The sequence below is a fragment of the Gottfriedia luciferensis genome (assembly GCF_001712755.1).
Lineage (GTDB): Bacteria > Bacillota > Bacilli > Bacillales > Bacillaceae_G > Gottfriedia > Gottfriedia luciferensis_B.
In genome coordinates, this window is record NZ_MDKC01000013.1 from 57,464 (window position 1) to 72,091 (window position 14,628).

12 protein-coding genes and 1 riboswitch are annotated in these 14,628 nt (G+C 35.6%); all 12 genes read left to right on the forward strand.

All coding sequences use genetic code 11. From position 1 onward, the window contains the following. The first annotated feature begins 4 nt into the window (after positions 1-4). The gene (locus tag BED47_RS10585; RefSeq protein ID WP_084006881.1) at positions 5-763 is read left to right on the forward strand and encodes a carbohydrate ABC transporter permease; all 759 of its coding nucleotides are present in this window, start codon (positions 5-7) and stop codon (positions 761-763) included. A 27-nt stretch (positions 764-790) separates the two neighbouring features. Further along, on the forward strand, positions 791-2,056 hold the full coding sequence (locus BED47_RS10590; RefSeq protein WP_069033656.1) for a Gfo/Idh/MocA family protein: 1,266 nt from the start codon (positions 791-793) through the stop codon (positions 2,054-2,056). 100 nt (positions 2,057-2,156) lie between these two features. Further along, on the forward strand, positions 2,157-2,876 hold the full coding sequence (locus BED47_RS10595; RefSeq protein ID WP_069033657.1) for a GntR family transcriptional regulator: 720 nt from the start codon (positions 2,157-2,159) through the stop codon (positions 2,874-2,876). Positions 2,877-3,027: 151 nt separating this feature from the next. Continuing rightward, complete coding sequence (locus BED47_RS10600) at positions 3,028-4,239, forward strand: SIS domain-containing protein (protein WP_069033658.1); 1,212 nt, start codon at positions 3,028-3,030, stop codon at positions 4,237-4,239. Beyond that, on the forward strand, positions 4,236-5,087 hold the full coding sequence (locus BED47_RS10605; RefSeq protein ID WP_069033659.1) for a tagatose-bisphosphate aldolase subunit GatY: 852 nt from the start codon (positions 4,236-4,238) through the stop codon (positions 5,085-5,087). Before BED47_RS10600 ends, BED47_RS10605 begins: the two co-directional genes overlap by 4 nt. Positions 5,088-5,091: 4 nt before the next feature. After that, a complete protein-coding gene (gene pfkB, locus BED47_RS10610; RefSeq protein ID WP_069033660.1) occupies positions 5,092-6,051 on the forward strand; it encodes a 1-phosphofructokinase in 960 nt (319 codons plus the stop codon). Continuing rightward, entirely contained in the window at positions 6,026-6,961 is a 936-nt protein-coding gene (locus tag BED47_RS10615; RefSeq protein ID WP_084006862.1) for an ROK family protein, read from the forward strand. Before pfkB ends, BED47_RS10615 begins: the two co-directional genes overlap by 26 nt. A gap of 90 nt (positions 6,962-7,051) precedes the next feature. Further along, positions 7,052-8,203 (forward strand): N-acetylglucosamine-6-phosphate deacetylase, encoded by a 1,152-nt coding sequence (nagA, locus tag BED47_RS10620; RefSeq protein WP_069033662.1) that lies wholly within the window; start codon positions 7,052-7,054, stop codon positions 8,201-8,203. Between the two features lie 339 nt (positions 8,204-8,542). Continuing rightward, on the forward strand, positions 8,543-10,894 hold the full coding sequence (gene helD, locus BED47_RS10625; protein ID WP_025568625.1) for an RNA polymerase recycling motor HelD: 2,352 nt from the start codon (positions 8,543-8,545) through the stop codon (positions 10,892-10,894). Between the two features lie 161 nt (positions 10,895-11,055). Next, positions 11,056-12,087, forward strand: a complete 1,032-nt coding sequence (locus BED47_RS10630; protein WP_025568624.1) for a daunorubicin resistance protein DrrA family ABC transporter ATP-binding protein — start codon at positions 11,056-11,058, stop codon at positions 12,085-12,087. Then, entirely contained in the window at positions 12,084-12,896 is an 813-nt protein-coding gene (locus tag BED47_RS10635; protein WP_069033663.1) for an ABC transporter permease, read from the forward strand. The genes BED47_RS10630 and BED47_RS10635 overlap by 4 nt, the downstream gene beginning before the upstream one ends. A gap of 92 nt (positions 12,897-12,988) precedes the next feature. Beyond that, a riboswitch (purine riboswitch) is annotated at positions 12,989-13,092 on the forward strand. A 210-nt stretch (positions 13,093-13,302) separates the two neighbouring features. Continuing rightward, positions 13,303-14,598: a nucleobase:cation symporter-2 family protein gene (locus BED47_RS10640; protein WP_069033664.1), complete on the forward strand. Its 1,296-nt coding sequence runs from the start codon at positions 13,303-13,305 to the stop codon at positions 14,596-14,598. Positions 14,599-14,628 lie beyond the last annotated feature (30 nt).

The window sequence follows — 14,628 nt, forward strand, 5'->3', positions numbered from 1 at the left end:
GGCGATGGTCTTCCCTTTTATATGGATGTTACTAACTTCATTAAAAACTTATGCTGAGTCGATTCATGTTCCACCTGTTATTGTTCCAAAGCATTTCCAGTGGGTGAATTATAAAGATGTTTTTGATTTACTACCATTCTTTAAATTCATGTTTAATACGCTAATCATTACAGTAATTCGCACAATCGGACAATTATTACTATGTTCTTTAGCTGCGTACGCTTTTGCAAGAATTGAATTTCCAGGAAGAAACATTCTTTTTTTAATCGCATTATCTGTTTTAATGGTACCTGGGCAAGTCTTTTTATTGCCACAATATATGCTCATGGTGAAATTAGGCTGGTTAAACACTTTACAAGCGGTAGTCGTTCCAGGTTTATTTAGCGCATTTGGTACATTCCTGTTAAGACAATTTTTTATGGGGTTACCAAAGGAATTAGAAGAAGCTGCTAGATTAGATGGCTGTAATCATTTCCAAATTTATTGGAAAATCATGCTTCCATTAGCTAAGCCAGGTTTAGTTGCTTTAGGTATATTTACAACGCTATGGAGCTGGAATGAATTAATGTGGCCAATGATTGTTAACAGCTCACCAGAATCAATGACGTTATCTGTAGGTTTGTCTTCACTACAAGGACAATACTTAACCAATTATCCAGTTTTAATGGCAGGGTCATTTTTAGCCATTTTACCAATGCTTATTTTATTTATGATTTTACAAAAACAATTTATTGAAGGAATTGCAGTTACGGGAAGTAAATAAAAATCTTACAAAGCTTGGAGGAAACTAATTATGAAAGCGGCATTAATAGGAGCGGGAAGTAGAGGATTTTACGCATACGGTTCATATGCTTTACAGTATCCACATGAAATACAATTCATTGCTGTAGCTGAGCCAAATAAAGAAAAAAGAGAAAAGTTTGCGGAAGCTCACAATATCCCTGAAAATATGAGATTTGAAGACTGGACTGAGTTATTAGAAAAAGAACAGCTATGTGAGGCATTATTAATTTGTAGTCCAGATCGTAATCATTATAAGCCAGTTATGAAGGCAATTGAAAAAGGATATAGTATTTTATTAGAAAAACCGATGTCACCGGAACCAATTGAGACGTTAGAAATAGCTGAAGCGGCAGAAAGGCATAATACATTATTAACAGTTTGTCATGTTATGAGATATGCGCCATTTTATCAAGCACTAAAAGAAGTTGTTGATCGAAAAGTAATTGGCGATATCATATCAATCCAGTGGAATGAGAATGTAGGTTACTTTCATCAAGCTCATAGTTTTGTACGTGGAAACTGGCGTAATTCGTCTGAATCTAGCTCAATGCTCTTACAAAAAAGTTGCCACGATATGGATATGCTTGCATGGCTGGTTGGTACAGAATGCAAGAGTGTATCTTCATATGGGAGTTTAACTTACTTTAAAAAAGAAAACGCACCAGAAGGCTCAACTCATCGCTGTTTGGATGGTTGTAAGGTAGAAAAGGAATGTCCTTATTCAGCAGCTAAATGGTATTTACATGACCGTGATGTTTGGCCAGCAAATGTTATTTCAGCAAGTTCAAGTCTTGATAGTAGACTTAAGGCAATTCAAGAGGGACCATATGGACGTTGCGTATATCACTGTGACAATGATGTTGTTGACCATCAAGTAGTTAATTTATTATTTGAAAATGACGTAACAGTTGCATTTACTATGACGGCATTTACAAATGAAACATTCCGTAACTTTAAAATTATGGGAACAAAAGGCGAAATAATAGGAAATGATGCTAAAAACGAAATTGAAGTTAATTATTTTTCAGGTAAGAAGGAATTAATTAAGCCATCAACTGTAGATGGTGGCCATATGGGAGCCGATACAAGTATTATGGCTGATTTCATTCAACGTGTTACTAAGAAGGACAAAGGCAGCTTAACATCAGCTATCGTATCAGCTAAAAGTCATATGATCGCTTATGCTGCAGAAGAATCAAGAGTGTCAGGAACGATGGTTTCACTAGATGACTATGAAAAAAAATTAAGAATGACAGAAGAGAGAGTTTTGTAGAAATTTCTATTGCGACATAGTGTGGTATCTTTTTCAATATTATGTATAATAGATGTATATTTAACTGGTTATGACAAAGATACCACTAAAGGAGCTAATCATGGTAGAAAAGGATTCCCGACTTCCTCTTTATTATCAATTAATGGATATTTTATTAGAAAAAATTGAATCAGGCGAACTAGCTGAAAACGATCAGCTACCATCTGAACGAGAATTATGTGATACGTATCAAGTTAGCCGAACAACGGTAAGGCAGACGATGCAAGAACTTGAAAAACAAGGCTATATTTATAAAGTTCATGGCAAGGGGACATACGTTTCAGAAAGAACGTATAACCAAAGTCTTGTAAAATTTTATAGTTTTACAGAAGAAATGAAAAAAGCAGGGAAAATCCCAACGACAACAGTCGTTTCTTTTGAAAAAATAAATTGTGACAGTAAAGTAGCAAAGGTCATGGATCTATCGGTAGAAGAAGAGGTATTTAAGATTGTTCGGTTAAGACTTGCAGATCAAGAACCGATGTTATATGAAACCTCTTATGTACCTGTAAAGGATTTTAAAAATCTTTCAAGTGAAGAATTGCAAAATACACCAATGTATGAAATCTTCAGAACTCAATATAATGTGAATATTTCTAGAGCTTTAGAAAGCTTTATGGCTGTTAGTGCAAATAAAGTGGAGTCAGAAATGCTAAACATTATCGAAGGTGCACCATGTCTAATGCTTAAACGAGTAACTTATGATCAGAGCAAAGTAATTGAGTATACAATTTCTATTGCAAGAGGGGATAAATTTACTTATACAGTAGAGTTGAAGTAGACACTTCAGACTGGCCATCACCGCTCGCTTGCAATCAGTCTGAAAACCAGCTTTTAATGGATTTTTCTACACACTAAAAATAGATACAGAAGTATCTATTTAACCTAACTGGTAATGATGACACTAACAGTTAAAATAGGAGGAAGTAAATATGGAGCTATTAAAATCGAGTGAATATGAAAGAATGAATGTTGGCGCGAGCCATACAGCAAAAGAAATAGCCCAGCAACCTAGATTATGGAACGAAACGAAGGATATTCTTTTATTTAGTAGAGACCGAATTCTTACATTTTTAAATAGCATTGAAAACAAACACGATCAGTTACGAATTATTTTAACTGGTGCAGGTACCTCTGCATTTGTTGGTGACACAGTCCTTCCTTATTTAAAACAAATCGTTAACAACAAAAAAATTGTAGTAGAGAGTATTGCTACGACAAATATTGTGTCAAATCCATATTCTTATTTAAGCAAGGACATTCCAACAATCATGATTTCATTTGCTCGTTCAGGAAATAGTCCAGAGAGTTTGGCTGCTATTCAATTAGGAGAACAAGTGATAGATGATTTTTATGGAATCGTTTTTACATGTAACCAAGATGGACTACTGGCTCAAAAGAAGAAAAATGATCATAATCATTTGGTCATCTATATGCCAGAAGAAGCAAACGACCAAGGATTTGCAATGACGAGTAGTTTTACGACGATGCTTTTCTCAGCTTTACTGCTTTTCAATATTGATCAGATTCATACGTGGGAGAAGAAAGTTGATGAACTTATGCATGCTGGTCAATCAATTATTAGCAGTAGCGAGCAAAGTATTAAACAGCTGGCGAATTCATCTTTTCAAAAAGTTGTTTATTTAGGCTCAGGAGTTTTTGAAGGATTGGCAAGAGAAGCATCTTTAAAATTGTTGGAGTTAACAGGCGGGACAATTCCGTCTACTTTTGATACTTCATTAGGTTTTAGACATGGCCCTAAGTCCATTTTAGATAAGGATACCGTTGTATTTGTATTTTTATCTTGTAACCATTATACAAGACAGTACGATCTCGATATTTTAGAAGAGATTTACAAAGAAACCAATCGAGGAAAAGTAGTAGCAATTTCATCTTTAAAGGATCAGGTTGCCAAAGAATATAGTGATCTTTTCTATCATGTGGATCTTCCTAAAATTAGTGAAGATATTTTTCTAACTTTCCCTTTTATCTTATACGCACAAACCTTTGCCATGTATAAATCTATTAATCTCGGCTTTTCTCCAGATAACCCTTCCCCATTAGGAGTTGTTAACAGAGTTGTTAAAGGAGTTACGATTCACCCTTTTACTAATGAGATGAAGAATGGAGGAGATTTATTTTGATTACTTCAAGAAGTACGATTCTTTTAGAGGCACAATCTAAAGGCTACGCAGTTCCGGCATTTAATATTCATAACTTAGAAACAATGAAAACAGTTTTAGAAACAGCTCAAGAGCTACGTTCACCGGTTTTGATCGCAGCTACTCCAAGTACAGTAAGTTATATGGGAGAAGAATTTCTAATTAGTATGATGGAGGCCGCAAAAAAAAGATACGATATTCCAATTTGTTTTCATTTAGATCACCATGAAAAAATTAATGATATAAAAGCTTTAATTGATAGTGGAGTTCACTCAGTCATGATTGATGCCTCTCATCATGATTTTGAAGAAAATATTCGAATCGTTCGTGAAGTAGTTGATTATGCTTCTTCATTTGGAGTTGCTGTGGAGGCGGAGCTTGGCCGACTAAGCGGGGTAGAAGATGATCTTGAAGTGGATGAAAAGGATCAAATTTATACAAATCCGTCACAAGCGAAAGAGTTCGTTTCAAGAACAGGAATCGATTCGTTAGCTGTTGCCATTGGAACAGCTCATGGTCTTTATAAAGGAGAACCAAAATTAGATATTGAACGATTAAGTGCAATCCAAAGAGAAGTTGATATTCCACTAGTTCTTCATGGAGCTTCGGGCTTACCTGATGAATTAGTACAACAGACGATAAAAAACGGCATATGTAAAGTAAATATTGCTACTGAATTAAAAATAGCTTTTGCTAATGGATTGCGTGGTTATTTGAATGAACATCCAGATGCCAATGACCCTAGATATTATTTTAAAGATGCAGTAAGAGAAATGAAGTTAGTCGTTGCTGATAAGATTAAAATGTGCGGTAGTATGAATCGGGGTTAGAAAAATGATTGCTACAATTACATTAAACCCAGCCATTGATATTCGATATAATCTTCCCGTCTTACACTTAGATGACGTTAATCGTGTTACAGCTGTAGATAAAACAGCTGGTGGAAAAGGACTTAACGTTTCACGTGTATTATCTCAACTGGGAGTTAAAGTTACTTGTACCGGATTTTTAGGTGGAAAAAGTGGCGAGTGGATAGCTGGTCAGCTCCAAAATTACAATTTAATTAATCATTTTGTAGAAATAAGAGGAGAGACGAGATTTTGTTTAGCAATTGAATCTAAAGAAGGTCATACAGAAATTCTTGAACAAGGACCTGAGATATCGGAGAATGAAAGAGAAGAATTTTTGAAAAATTTCGATACCATTCTAGAATCAAATAACTATATTGTAGGTTCTGGCAGCTTGCCTTATGGAATCGGTTCTGATTTTTATAGAGACCTAATAGAAAAAACAAAACAAAAAGGGAAATATTTTCTTTTAGATTCAAGTGGAGAATCTCTAGCCCAAGGTGTAAAGGGAAAGCCTTTTTTAATTAAGCCGAACAGAGAAGAGTTTTGCAAGTTAATCGGGTTAAACCAATTATCAATAGAAGATATGATTTTGCACGCTAGGGAAATATGCCAAAAGGGTACCCAATACGTTTTACTTTCTTTAGGAAAAGAAGGTGCTATTTTAATTAGCGAGAACGTCACACTGCAGGCAATCATTCCAACTTTGACAGATGTGCACCAAGTTGGATCAGGAGATAGCATGCTTGCAGGCTTTGCCTTTGCGCATTCGAAAGGCTATTCAATTGAAGCTATTTTAAAGTGGTCATGTGCCTGCGGGATATCTAATGCTGCCTCAGAGCGGACTGGATCAGTTGAATTAACAAAAGTTCAACATTACTTTAATCTCATTAAAGTGAAGGAGTTAACAGGGGGCGATTATGGTGGAAAATATAGTTTGTTTTGATATCGGTGGTACATTTATCAAATTTGGACTAATAAATCGTGATGGGCATTTAGTTTACAAAGATAAGGTACCAACACCTAAAAGTAATATACAAAAGCTGCTTCCTGAACTTTTAGCTGAGAAAATAAAAAAGCTCCAAAATGATTTTTTAATAGCAGGAATCGGAATCTCCTCGTGTGGTCTTGTAAATCATGAAACAGGTGAAATTTTATTTTCCAACAATATACCAGACTATTCAGGAATGAAGCTTGGAGAAATACTTTTCAATTTATTTAAATTACCCGTTAGTGTAGAAAATGATGTGAAAAGTGCTTGCATCGGTGAAATGTGGAAAGGCGCAATACAAGGAAAGAAAGATGTAGTTTTTCTAACATTAGGAACAGGTATTGGAAGCACCATTATCATAGATGGGAAGATTGTAAGCGGATCTCGTTATTTAGCTGGTGAACTAGGTCATACCGTCATTATTAATAACGGACGTTCTTGCGGTTGTGGACGGAGAGGATGCTTTGAAAGATATGCTTCTACCTCAGCTTTAGTAAGTGATTTTATTGATGAAAAGAACAAGAATAGTGAAGTTATAAAGAAAATCTCTGGAGAAGAAATCTTGGCTCTAGTAGAAGAAGGAGATTCAATTGCTACTGCCGTATATAAAAATTTTATCAATTATATAAGCATAGGTCTCTCAAATATAGTTCATCTTTTGAACCCTGAGGCAATTATTATCGGAGGAGGAATTGCTGAGCAGGGAGACCGATTTATTCAAGACATCAACTCTGAAATTAAAAAGGAAACCATGCCGATTTATCATCAAGAAACTCTCGTATTTCCTTCGATTCTTGGGAATGATGCCGGGCTGTATGGAGCATGTTATTTAACTTTAAAAAAATTAAACTACTTACACGTATAAGATTTAAGCAAACAGGCAGCATCCTATTTTGGTGTTGCCTATTGTCCTTTAGGAAAAAGTATTCCTGCAAACAATAGAGGAGGAAGTGTTATGAAAGCAATTAAGGTAGAAAAAGTTTATACACCCGATAAAGTAATTGAAGCTGGCTATATTCTGATTAACAACGGAAAAATAAATGGCGTAACAACGAATAAACCTACCTGTGAAATTTTAGATTATTCTAGTTTTGTAGCCATTCCGGGCATGATTGATTTACATATTCATGGAATTGCTGGAAATGACACGATGGATGGTAGTATTCATTCATTACAAGAAATGTCTATGTCACTTGCACGCCATGGAGTTACGGGATTTCTACCAACTACACTGACTCATGATTTCGATAAAATTAAAAAAGCTGTAAAGATCGTAAGTGAAGGGATGGGACAGACAGAAGGAGCGGAAATCATTGGATCGTATGTAGAAGGCCCGTATATTACAACTGAGCATCGTGGTGCTCATCCGGTCAAGTATATTCGTGAACTAAATATTGATGAATTAATTGAGCTCATAAAAATTTCCAATAATACGGTTAAAGTGATCACAATAGCTCCAGAAAAAGAGCTAGCAGAGGAAGCTATTAAATTGATAACAAATAAAGGAATTCACGTGTCTATGGGTCATACAAATGCTGACTATGATACAACGAATAAAGCAATTGAACATGGGGCAAAAATTTCTGTTCACACTTTTAACGGCATGAGGGGATTTAATCATCGTGATCCTGGGTGTCTTGGTGCCGTTCTAACAAATGATCAGTGTTATTGTGAATGTATAGCAGATTTACAGCATGTCCACCCGGGAGCAATTAAGCTTTTATACAAAGCAAAAGGAACAGAACAGATAATTTTAATAAGTGATTCAATGGCAGCTGCTGATTTACCAGATGGATCCTATACGCTTGGTACATTAGATGTTAAAGTGGAAAATAAAATTGCTCGAACAGTAGAAACAGGCTCATTAGCTGGAAGCACGACTAATTTAATGGAATGTTTAAAAAATGTGAAAGATGTTTTAGGGGTGCCTTTAGAATCTATTTTACCGATGGTCAGTCTTAACCAAGCAAAATTACTTAATATTGATCATAAAGTTGGAAGCATAGAGTGTGGGAAAAAAGCAAATATCGTCTTAATTGATCGTAAGTTTAATGTTCAAGCTACTATTGTGAATGGAGAATTTGTATTTAGGAAAGATGATAAATAATATGAGGTATTTTAATAAAGAAGTAAAATTTGATAAAAGGTAATTAATTGTAGTATGTACAGAAGAAATTAATAAATAATAAGGATGACCTTACTATAAGTGATTAAATGATCATTTTTGGGTAGGTCTTTTTGCTTTTTGAATGTACGAAAATTAGTAATTGAGATGAAATAAGGATGATTTTAAACGAGGACTATTGCCTAAAAGATAAAAACGTGGTAGATTAATACAGTATATATATTACAAATTATATAGAGGACATATTTTCCCTACTTTAATTTTACTATACAAATCCTCTTGAGTCAACCCCCATTTTTATCTTTTAAAGGAGTGCATGAAATGAACAACGAACTTCAAAAAGAACAAGTAAGAGTAAATACTGTATTAGATCTAATTACGGACAAAATTAGTAAATTAACAGACGAAACAGCCCAACGTAGAAACGAAGTAATCAATGTTCGTAAAAACTTTTGGGATGAGGTTAAAGTTAATACAGATAGCTTTGATGACTATTTAGAGACGGTTATTAGTTTAAGACAACAATCTCAACTTTTGGCGATCGGCCAAATTAATCATAAGCAATCTTCAAACCGATTATCAGCACTTCGTCGAATGAAAGAGGTTCCTTATTTTGGTCGCATTAACTTTACAGAAGAAGGTTTGTCTGAAACGGAGCGTATTTATATTGGTGTTTCAACACTAATGGATGAAACTGGAGAGAATATTTTGGTTTATGATTGGAGGGCCCCAGTTTCAAGTGTTTACTATGATTATCCACCAGGTCCTGCAGAGTATGATACACCTGGGGGGAAAGTGAATGGCGTATTAGACCAAAAATGGCAATACATTATACGAAACGGTGTAATTGAATCAATGTTCGATACAAGTCTTACTATAGGTGATGAGATATTGCAGCATGTGCTAGGCAAAGGTACAAATAAGCACATGAGAAGCATAGTAGCCAGCATTCAAAAAGAACAAAATCAGATTATTCGTTATGACAAAGGTAGATTACTGATTGTTCAAGGGGCGGCTGGTAGCGGAAAGACATCTGCAGCTTTACAAAGGATTGCATATTTGCTCTACAAATATAGAAACTGGATAAAAGCAGATCAAATTATCTTATTTTCACCTAACGCAATGTTTAATAACTACGTATCGAGAGTTTTACCCGAATTAGGCGAAGAAAATATGCAACAAGTTACATTCCAAGAATATTTAGTTCATAGACTAAGTGATGCGTTCCAAGTTGAGGATAATTATGAGCAATTAGAATATGTGCTAACTGCAATAGATGATCCTACCTATAAGACTAGAACTTCAAGTATACGCTTTAAAGCTTCAACTCGTTTCTTTGAGACGATTAAGGCATACAGACAATCATTGGAGTTATCCGGAATGGTCTTTAGGGGATTTAAATTTAGGGGCAAACCAGTGGTTACAGCTAAACAAATATATGAAAGATTTTATAGCACAGACACTTCTTTAAAATTTAACAACCGATTAGAGAAGCTGACGGAATGGTTAAACAAACAAATCAATGAAATGGAAAAGCAAGAGCTGAAAAAAACATGGGTACAGGATGAAATCGAGTTACTCAGTAAAGATGATTATCAAAAAGCATATAAGTACTTACAGAAAAAACAAGCTAAAGAGGATTCATTCGATGATTACGAACAAGAAACTAAGGTATTAGGTCGAATGGTCGTACGTAAAAAACTAAAGCCATTACGCGAGTGGGTTCGTGGATTGCGTTTCATTGACATAAAGGGTGTCTATAAACAGTTATTTTCCAATCCAACTCAAATTGAACAATGGATTGAAGGGGATACTCCTGAGAATTGGGAGGACATCTGTCAGTTAACTTTAAATATGTTAGATGAAGGCAAATTGTTTTACGAGGATGCTACACCGTATTTACTTTTAAAAGAGTTGGTTCAAGGATTCCAATCAAATGTTACAATTAAATTTGTACTTGTAGATGAAGCTCAAGATTATTCTCCTTTCCAATTTGAATTTTTGAAGAGATTATTTCCTTCTGCAAAGATGACCGTTTTAGGTGACTTTAATCAGGCTATCTTTGCGCATGCCAGTGAAATGGGAGATTTTAATGTCCTTAAAGGTTTATATGGGCCAAATGAAACAAAAGTAATCAATCTGACTCGTAGTTACAGATCAACAAAACCAATTGTAGAGTTCACACGTAGACTCATACCTGGTGGCAATTTAATTACACCTTTTGAACGAGTTGGGGATAAGCCCGTGTTAACACAGTTATCTAACCGAGAAGATTTGCACAGCCATATTGCATCTAAAATCGAGGACTTAAAGAAAAGTGAATTTAATACAATTGCTGTCATTTGTAAATCTGCTGAAGAAAGCTCTGAGGCATATGAAGCATTAAAAGATGTAGAAGGAATCAAACATGTGAAGAGAAACTCAGTTGAATATGAACAAGGTGTAGTCATTATTCCTGCATATTTGGCAAAAGGAATTGAATTCGATGCAGTGATTATTTATGATGCATCAGCTCAAGTTTATGGAGATGAGCACCTCCGAAGACTATTTTATACTGCATGTACACGAGCAATGCATCAGTTACATCTATATAGTTTAGGTGAAGTGACTCCTTTTTTACATGATATAGATTCAGAGTTCTTACTACTAAATCAGACTATAGTACATGACTAAATTTAAACTTCCCTTAATTTAGATAAGGGAAGTTTTTTTATTGGACATTGTATCCCCTAGGTTGTAACTATTCGTAAAGAAAATTTTTATTTAAAGTTCATACTTAATTCATAATTAGTCGATATATTCATCTTGTAATAAGTCGTAAAGGAGGAAGTAAATTGGAATATTTAAATAAAAAAATAATTACCCCAAATAATGGAGATTTGGCCGTAGAAGCGAGTGGTTTAGTTAAAATATTTGGTGAAAATCGTGCGGTTGATGGAGTAGATTTAAACGTTCGTGCTGGAAGTATTTACGGTGTACTTGGTCCAAATGGTGCAGGGAAAACAACCACAATTCGAATGCTGGCTACGCTACTTAGACAAGACGCAGGTACTGCACGCATATTCGGGCATGATGTTTTAAAAGAGGCTCAAATTGTGCGTCAATTAATTGGAGTTACTGGTCAATATGCCTCAGTAGATGAGTCACTAAGTGCTACAGAGAATCTTATTATCTTCTCAAGATTACTAGGTCTAGGTAGAGCGGAATCGCGAAAGAAAGCAGCTGATTTATTAGAGGAATTTGGCTTAACGGAAGCAGCAAAACGCCCATTGAAAAACTTCTCAGGTGGAATGCGTCGTAGATTAGATTTAGCAGCAAGTTTAATTGCACAGCCACCACTTATCTTCTTAGATGAGCCGACAACTGGTTTAGACCCTCGTACAAGAAATCAAATGTGGGATACTATTCGTCGTTTAGTAAAAGAAGGTTCTACAGTTTTATTAACAACACAATATCTTCAAGAGGCGGATGAACTAGCAGATCGAATCGCAGTAATAGATCGTGGTCATGTAGTTGCGGAAGGTACTGTTGATGAATTGAAAGCTTCAGTTGGTAGTTCATCATTACAATTAAAAATTCAAGATATAAAAGATGTTCAAAAGGCGCGTCAAACAGTAGAACGAGTGCTAAAAGTAAAATCCAATATCACATTAGTAGAAGGAAAAATTACTGCACCTATGGCGGATGCTGACCGAGTAACCGACCTACTAATCGCCTTACGTGATGAAGGTATCCATTTAACTGAAATGAGTGTGCAAAAGCCAACACTTGATGAAGTATTCCTTACGATTACTGGTAACAGCGTAGATGATGATGGATCAAAGGAGTCAGGTAAAACAAAAGAAATGGAGGGAGTAAGGGTATGAACACTTCAATAAAACCAGCTGCTTATCGTGAATTAAAAAATAAAACCAGCTTTAGTCAATCAGTAAAAAATTCTTTTACGATGGCTTATCGTGGTCTATTAAAAATAAAACGTACACCAGAACAATTATTTGATGTTACATTACAACCTATTATTTTTACACTTATGTTTACTTATATCTTTGGTGGAGCAATCTCTGGGGATGTTAAGAGTTATTTGCCGGTAATCATACCAGGAATCTTAGTACAGACTGTCATTACTACTTCGATTGTTACAGGTGTACAATTGCGTGAAGATATGGATAAAGGTGTATTCGATCGATTCAAATCGCTACCGATTGCACGTATTGCACCACTGGCAGGAGCTTTATTGGCGGATACGATACGTTATACAATCGCTACTGTCCTTACTTTCACAATGGGGTATATAATGGGATATCGCCCTGAAGGTGGCTTAGGCTATGTCGTTTTAGCTGGACTACTTGTAATTGTATGTTCATGGGCGATTAGCTGGATTTTTGCCTTTTTTGGAGTAATTGCACGTACAGCGTCAAGTGTACAAGGGATTTCTATGCTAGCACTATTTCCATTAACATTCCTTTCAAATGCCTTTGTACCAGTCGATACAATGCCAAATTGGCTTCAATGGTTTGTAAAAATAAACCCAATCTCTCATCTGATCACTGCTGTAAGGAATCTAACGAACACAGGAACTGCAGGTTCAGATTTAATCATTTCGCTTATTGGAGCTGCTGTAATTGTAGCAATTTTTGCACCACTAACTGTAAAAGCTTATATGCGTAGAACATAATAGAAGGTGTTCCATTAGTTTTTTTCTAATGGAGCACCTTTTCTTTGCATTTTCTACTTGAAAATATTGAATAGCATGTGTAACATAATCAAGGTACAAATATATAAATAACTCATATAATCATGGGGATATGGCCCATAAGTTTCTACCGGACGACCAATATAATCGACCGACTATGAGTGAAAGCACATCTAGGGTTCCGCATTATTGTATAAGTAAAATGGCTGGTCCGAGCGATGTGGGCACTACACGTGCTACACCATTAGGGATAAAAACCCAGAAGGACAGGTTTCACTTGAGAGAAACATACTCAAGTGGAACCTGTCCTTTTTTGTATTATAAAGAGTACTAACTGTATGCCAATCAATATAGATAAATTAAAGCAATGACAAGGGAGAGAATCAAATTGTTAACTAAACAAAAAGCATTTACATTAGGTTTTCAACACGTCATGGCTATGTATGCAGGTGCAGTTGTTGTGCCTCTTATAATAGGTGGCGCGCTTAAACTTACGCCAACTCAGATCGCTTATCTAATAGCAGCAGATTTATTTACTTGCGGTATCGCAACAATCCTTCAAAGCATGGGGACTAAATACATTGGTAGCAGATTGCCAGTCGTTTTAGGATGTACTTTTACGGCGGTAGGTCCGATTATTGCAATTGCATCCTCTTCAAACTTACCGACAGCTTATGGTGCAATCATTATTTCTGGGATCTTTGTTGTATTAGCTGCTCCTTTTTATGGCAAGTTATTAAAATTTTTCCCTACAATTGTAACGGGGTCAGTCGTAACGATCATTGGACTTTCTCTAATTCCAGTAGCTATGAATAATGCAGCAGGTGGACAAGGGAGTCCAGACTTCGGTCAAATACACAATTTATTACTAGCACTTCTTACACTTATCGTAATTTTAGTCATTAACAGATGGGCTAAAGGGTTTTTACGAACAATTTCCGTACTTGTTGGTTTGGTTGTAGGAACAATTGCCGGCTATGCAATGGGAATCGTTCACTTTTCAAGCGTATCGGAAGCATCGTGGTTTAGTATCGCTCAACCATTCTATTTCGGAGCACCAAAAATCAGTATTACAGCTATTATCACGATGATTATCGTTTGTATCGTTAGTATGGTTGAATCAACTGGAGTCTATTTCGCAGTAGGAAAAGCGACCAACCAAAAGGTAAAACAGGATCAAATCGTAAATGGGTTGCGTTCAGAAGGTCTTGCAATTATGCTTGGTGGTATTTTTAATGCATTTCCGTACACAGCATTTTCACAAAATGTTGGTTTAATCTCACTTACAAAAGTTAAATCTAGGGAAGTTATTTATGCTGCTGGAAGTATCATGGTTGTTCTTGGATTACTACCTAAACTTGCAGCTTTAACGACCGTTATTCCAAATGCCGTTCTTGGAGGCGCAATGATTGTTATGTTCGGATCTGTTGCAGCTGCCGGAATATCAATTCTTTCAGAAGTCGATTTAGGTAAAGGTGAAAACCTATTAATCGCGGCTTGTAGTATAGCAGTAGGGTTAGGTTCAGCAACCCTTCCACAAATGTTCGACCAACTACCTGACTTTTTAAAAATGTTAATGCAAAATGGAATTGTGACGGGTTCATTAACTGCAATTATTTTAAATTTATTCTTAACAAAACAAAATGTGGCAGTGGAAGTACAAATTACGAAAAAAATATCATAAATGAACAAAAGAGACCCCTATCTAGTTGTA

Bases quoted from the DNA above. Each gene is read 5' to 3' on its own strand.
- BED47_RS10585 (WP_084006881.1), top strand. From the start codon at position 5: ATGGTCTTCCCTTTTATATGGATGTTACTAACTTCATTAAAAACTTAT.
- BED47_RS10595 (WP_069033657.1), top strand. From the start codon at position 2,157: ATGGTAGAAAAGGATTCCCGACTTCCTCTTTATTATCAATTAATGGAT.
- BED47_RS10600 (WP_069033658.1), top strand. From the start codon at position 3,028: ATGGAGCTATTAAAATCGAGTGAATATGAAAGAATGAATGTTGGCGCG.
- pfkB (WP_069033660.1), top strand. From the start codon at position 5,092: ATGATTGCTACAATTACATTAAACCCAGCCATTGATATTCGATATAAT.
- BED47_RS10615 (WP_084006862.1), top strand. From the start codon at position 6,026: ATGGTGGAAAATATAGTTTGTTTTGATATCGGTGGTACATTTATCAAA.
- nagA (WP_069033662.1), top strand. From the start codon at position 7,052: ATGAAAGCAATTAAGGTAGAAAAAGTTTATACACCCGATAAAGTAATT.
- helD (WP_025568625.1), top strand. From the start codon at position 8,543: ATGAACAACGAACTTCAAAAAGAACAAGTAAGAGTAAATACTGTATTA.
- BED47_RS10635 (WP_069033663.1), top strand. From the start codon at position 12,084: ATGAACACTTCAATAAAACCAGCTGCTTATCGTGAATTAAAAAATAAA.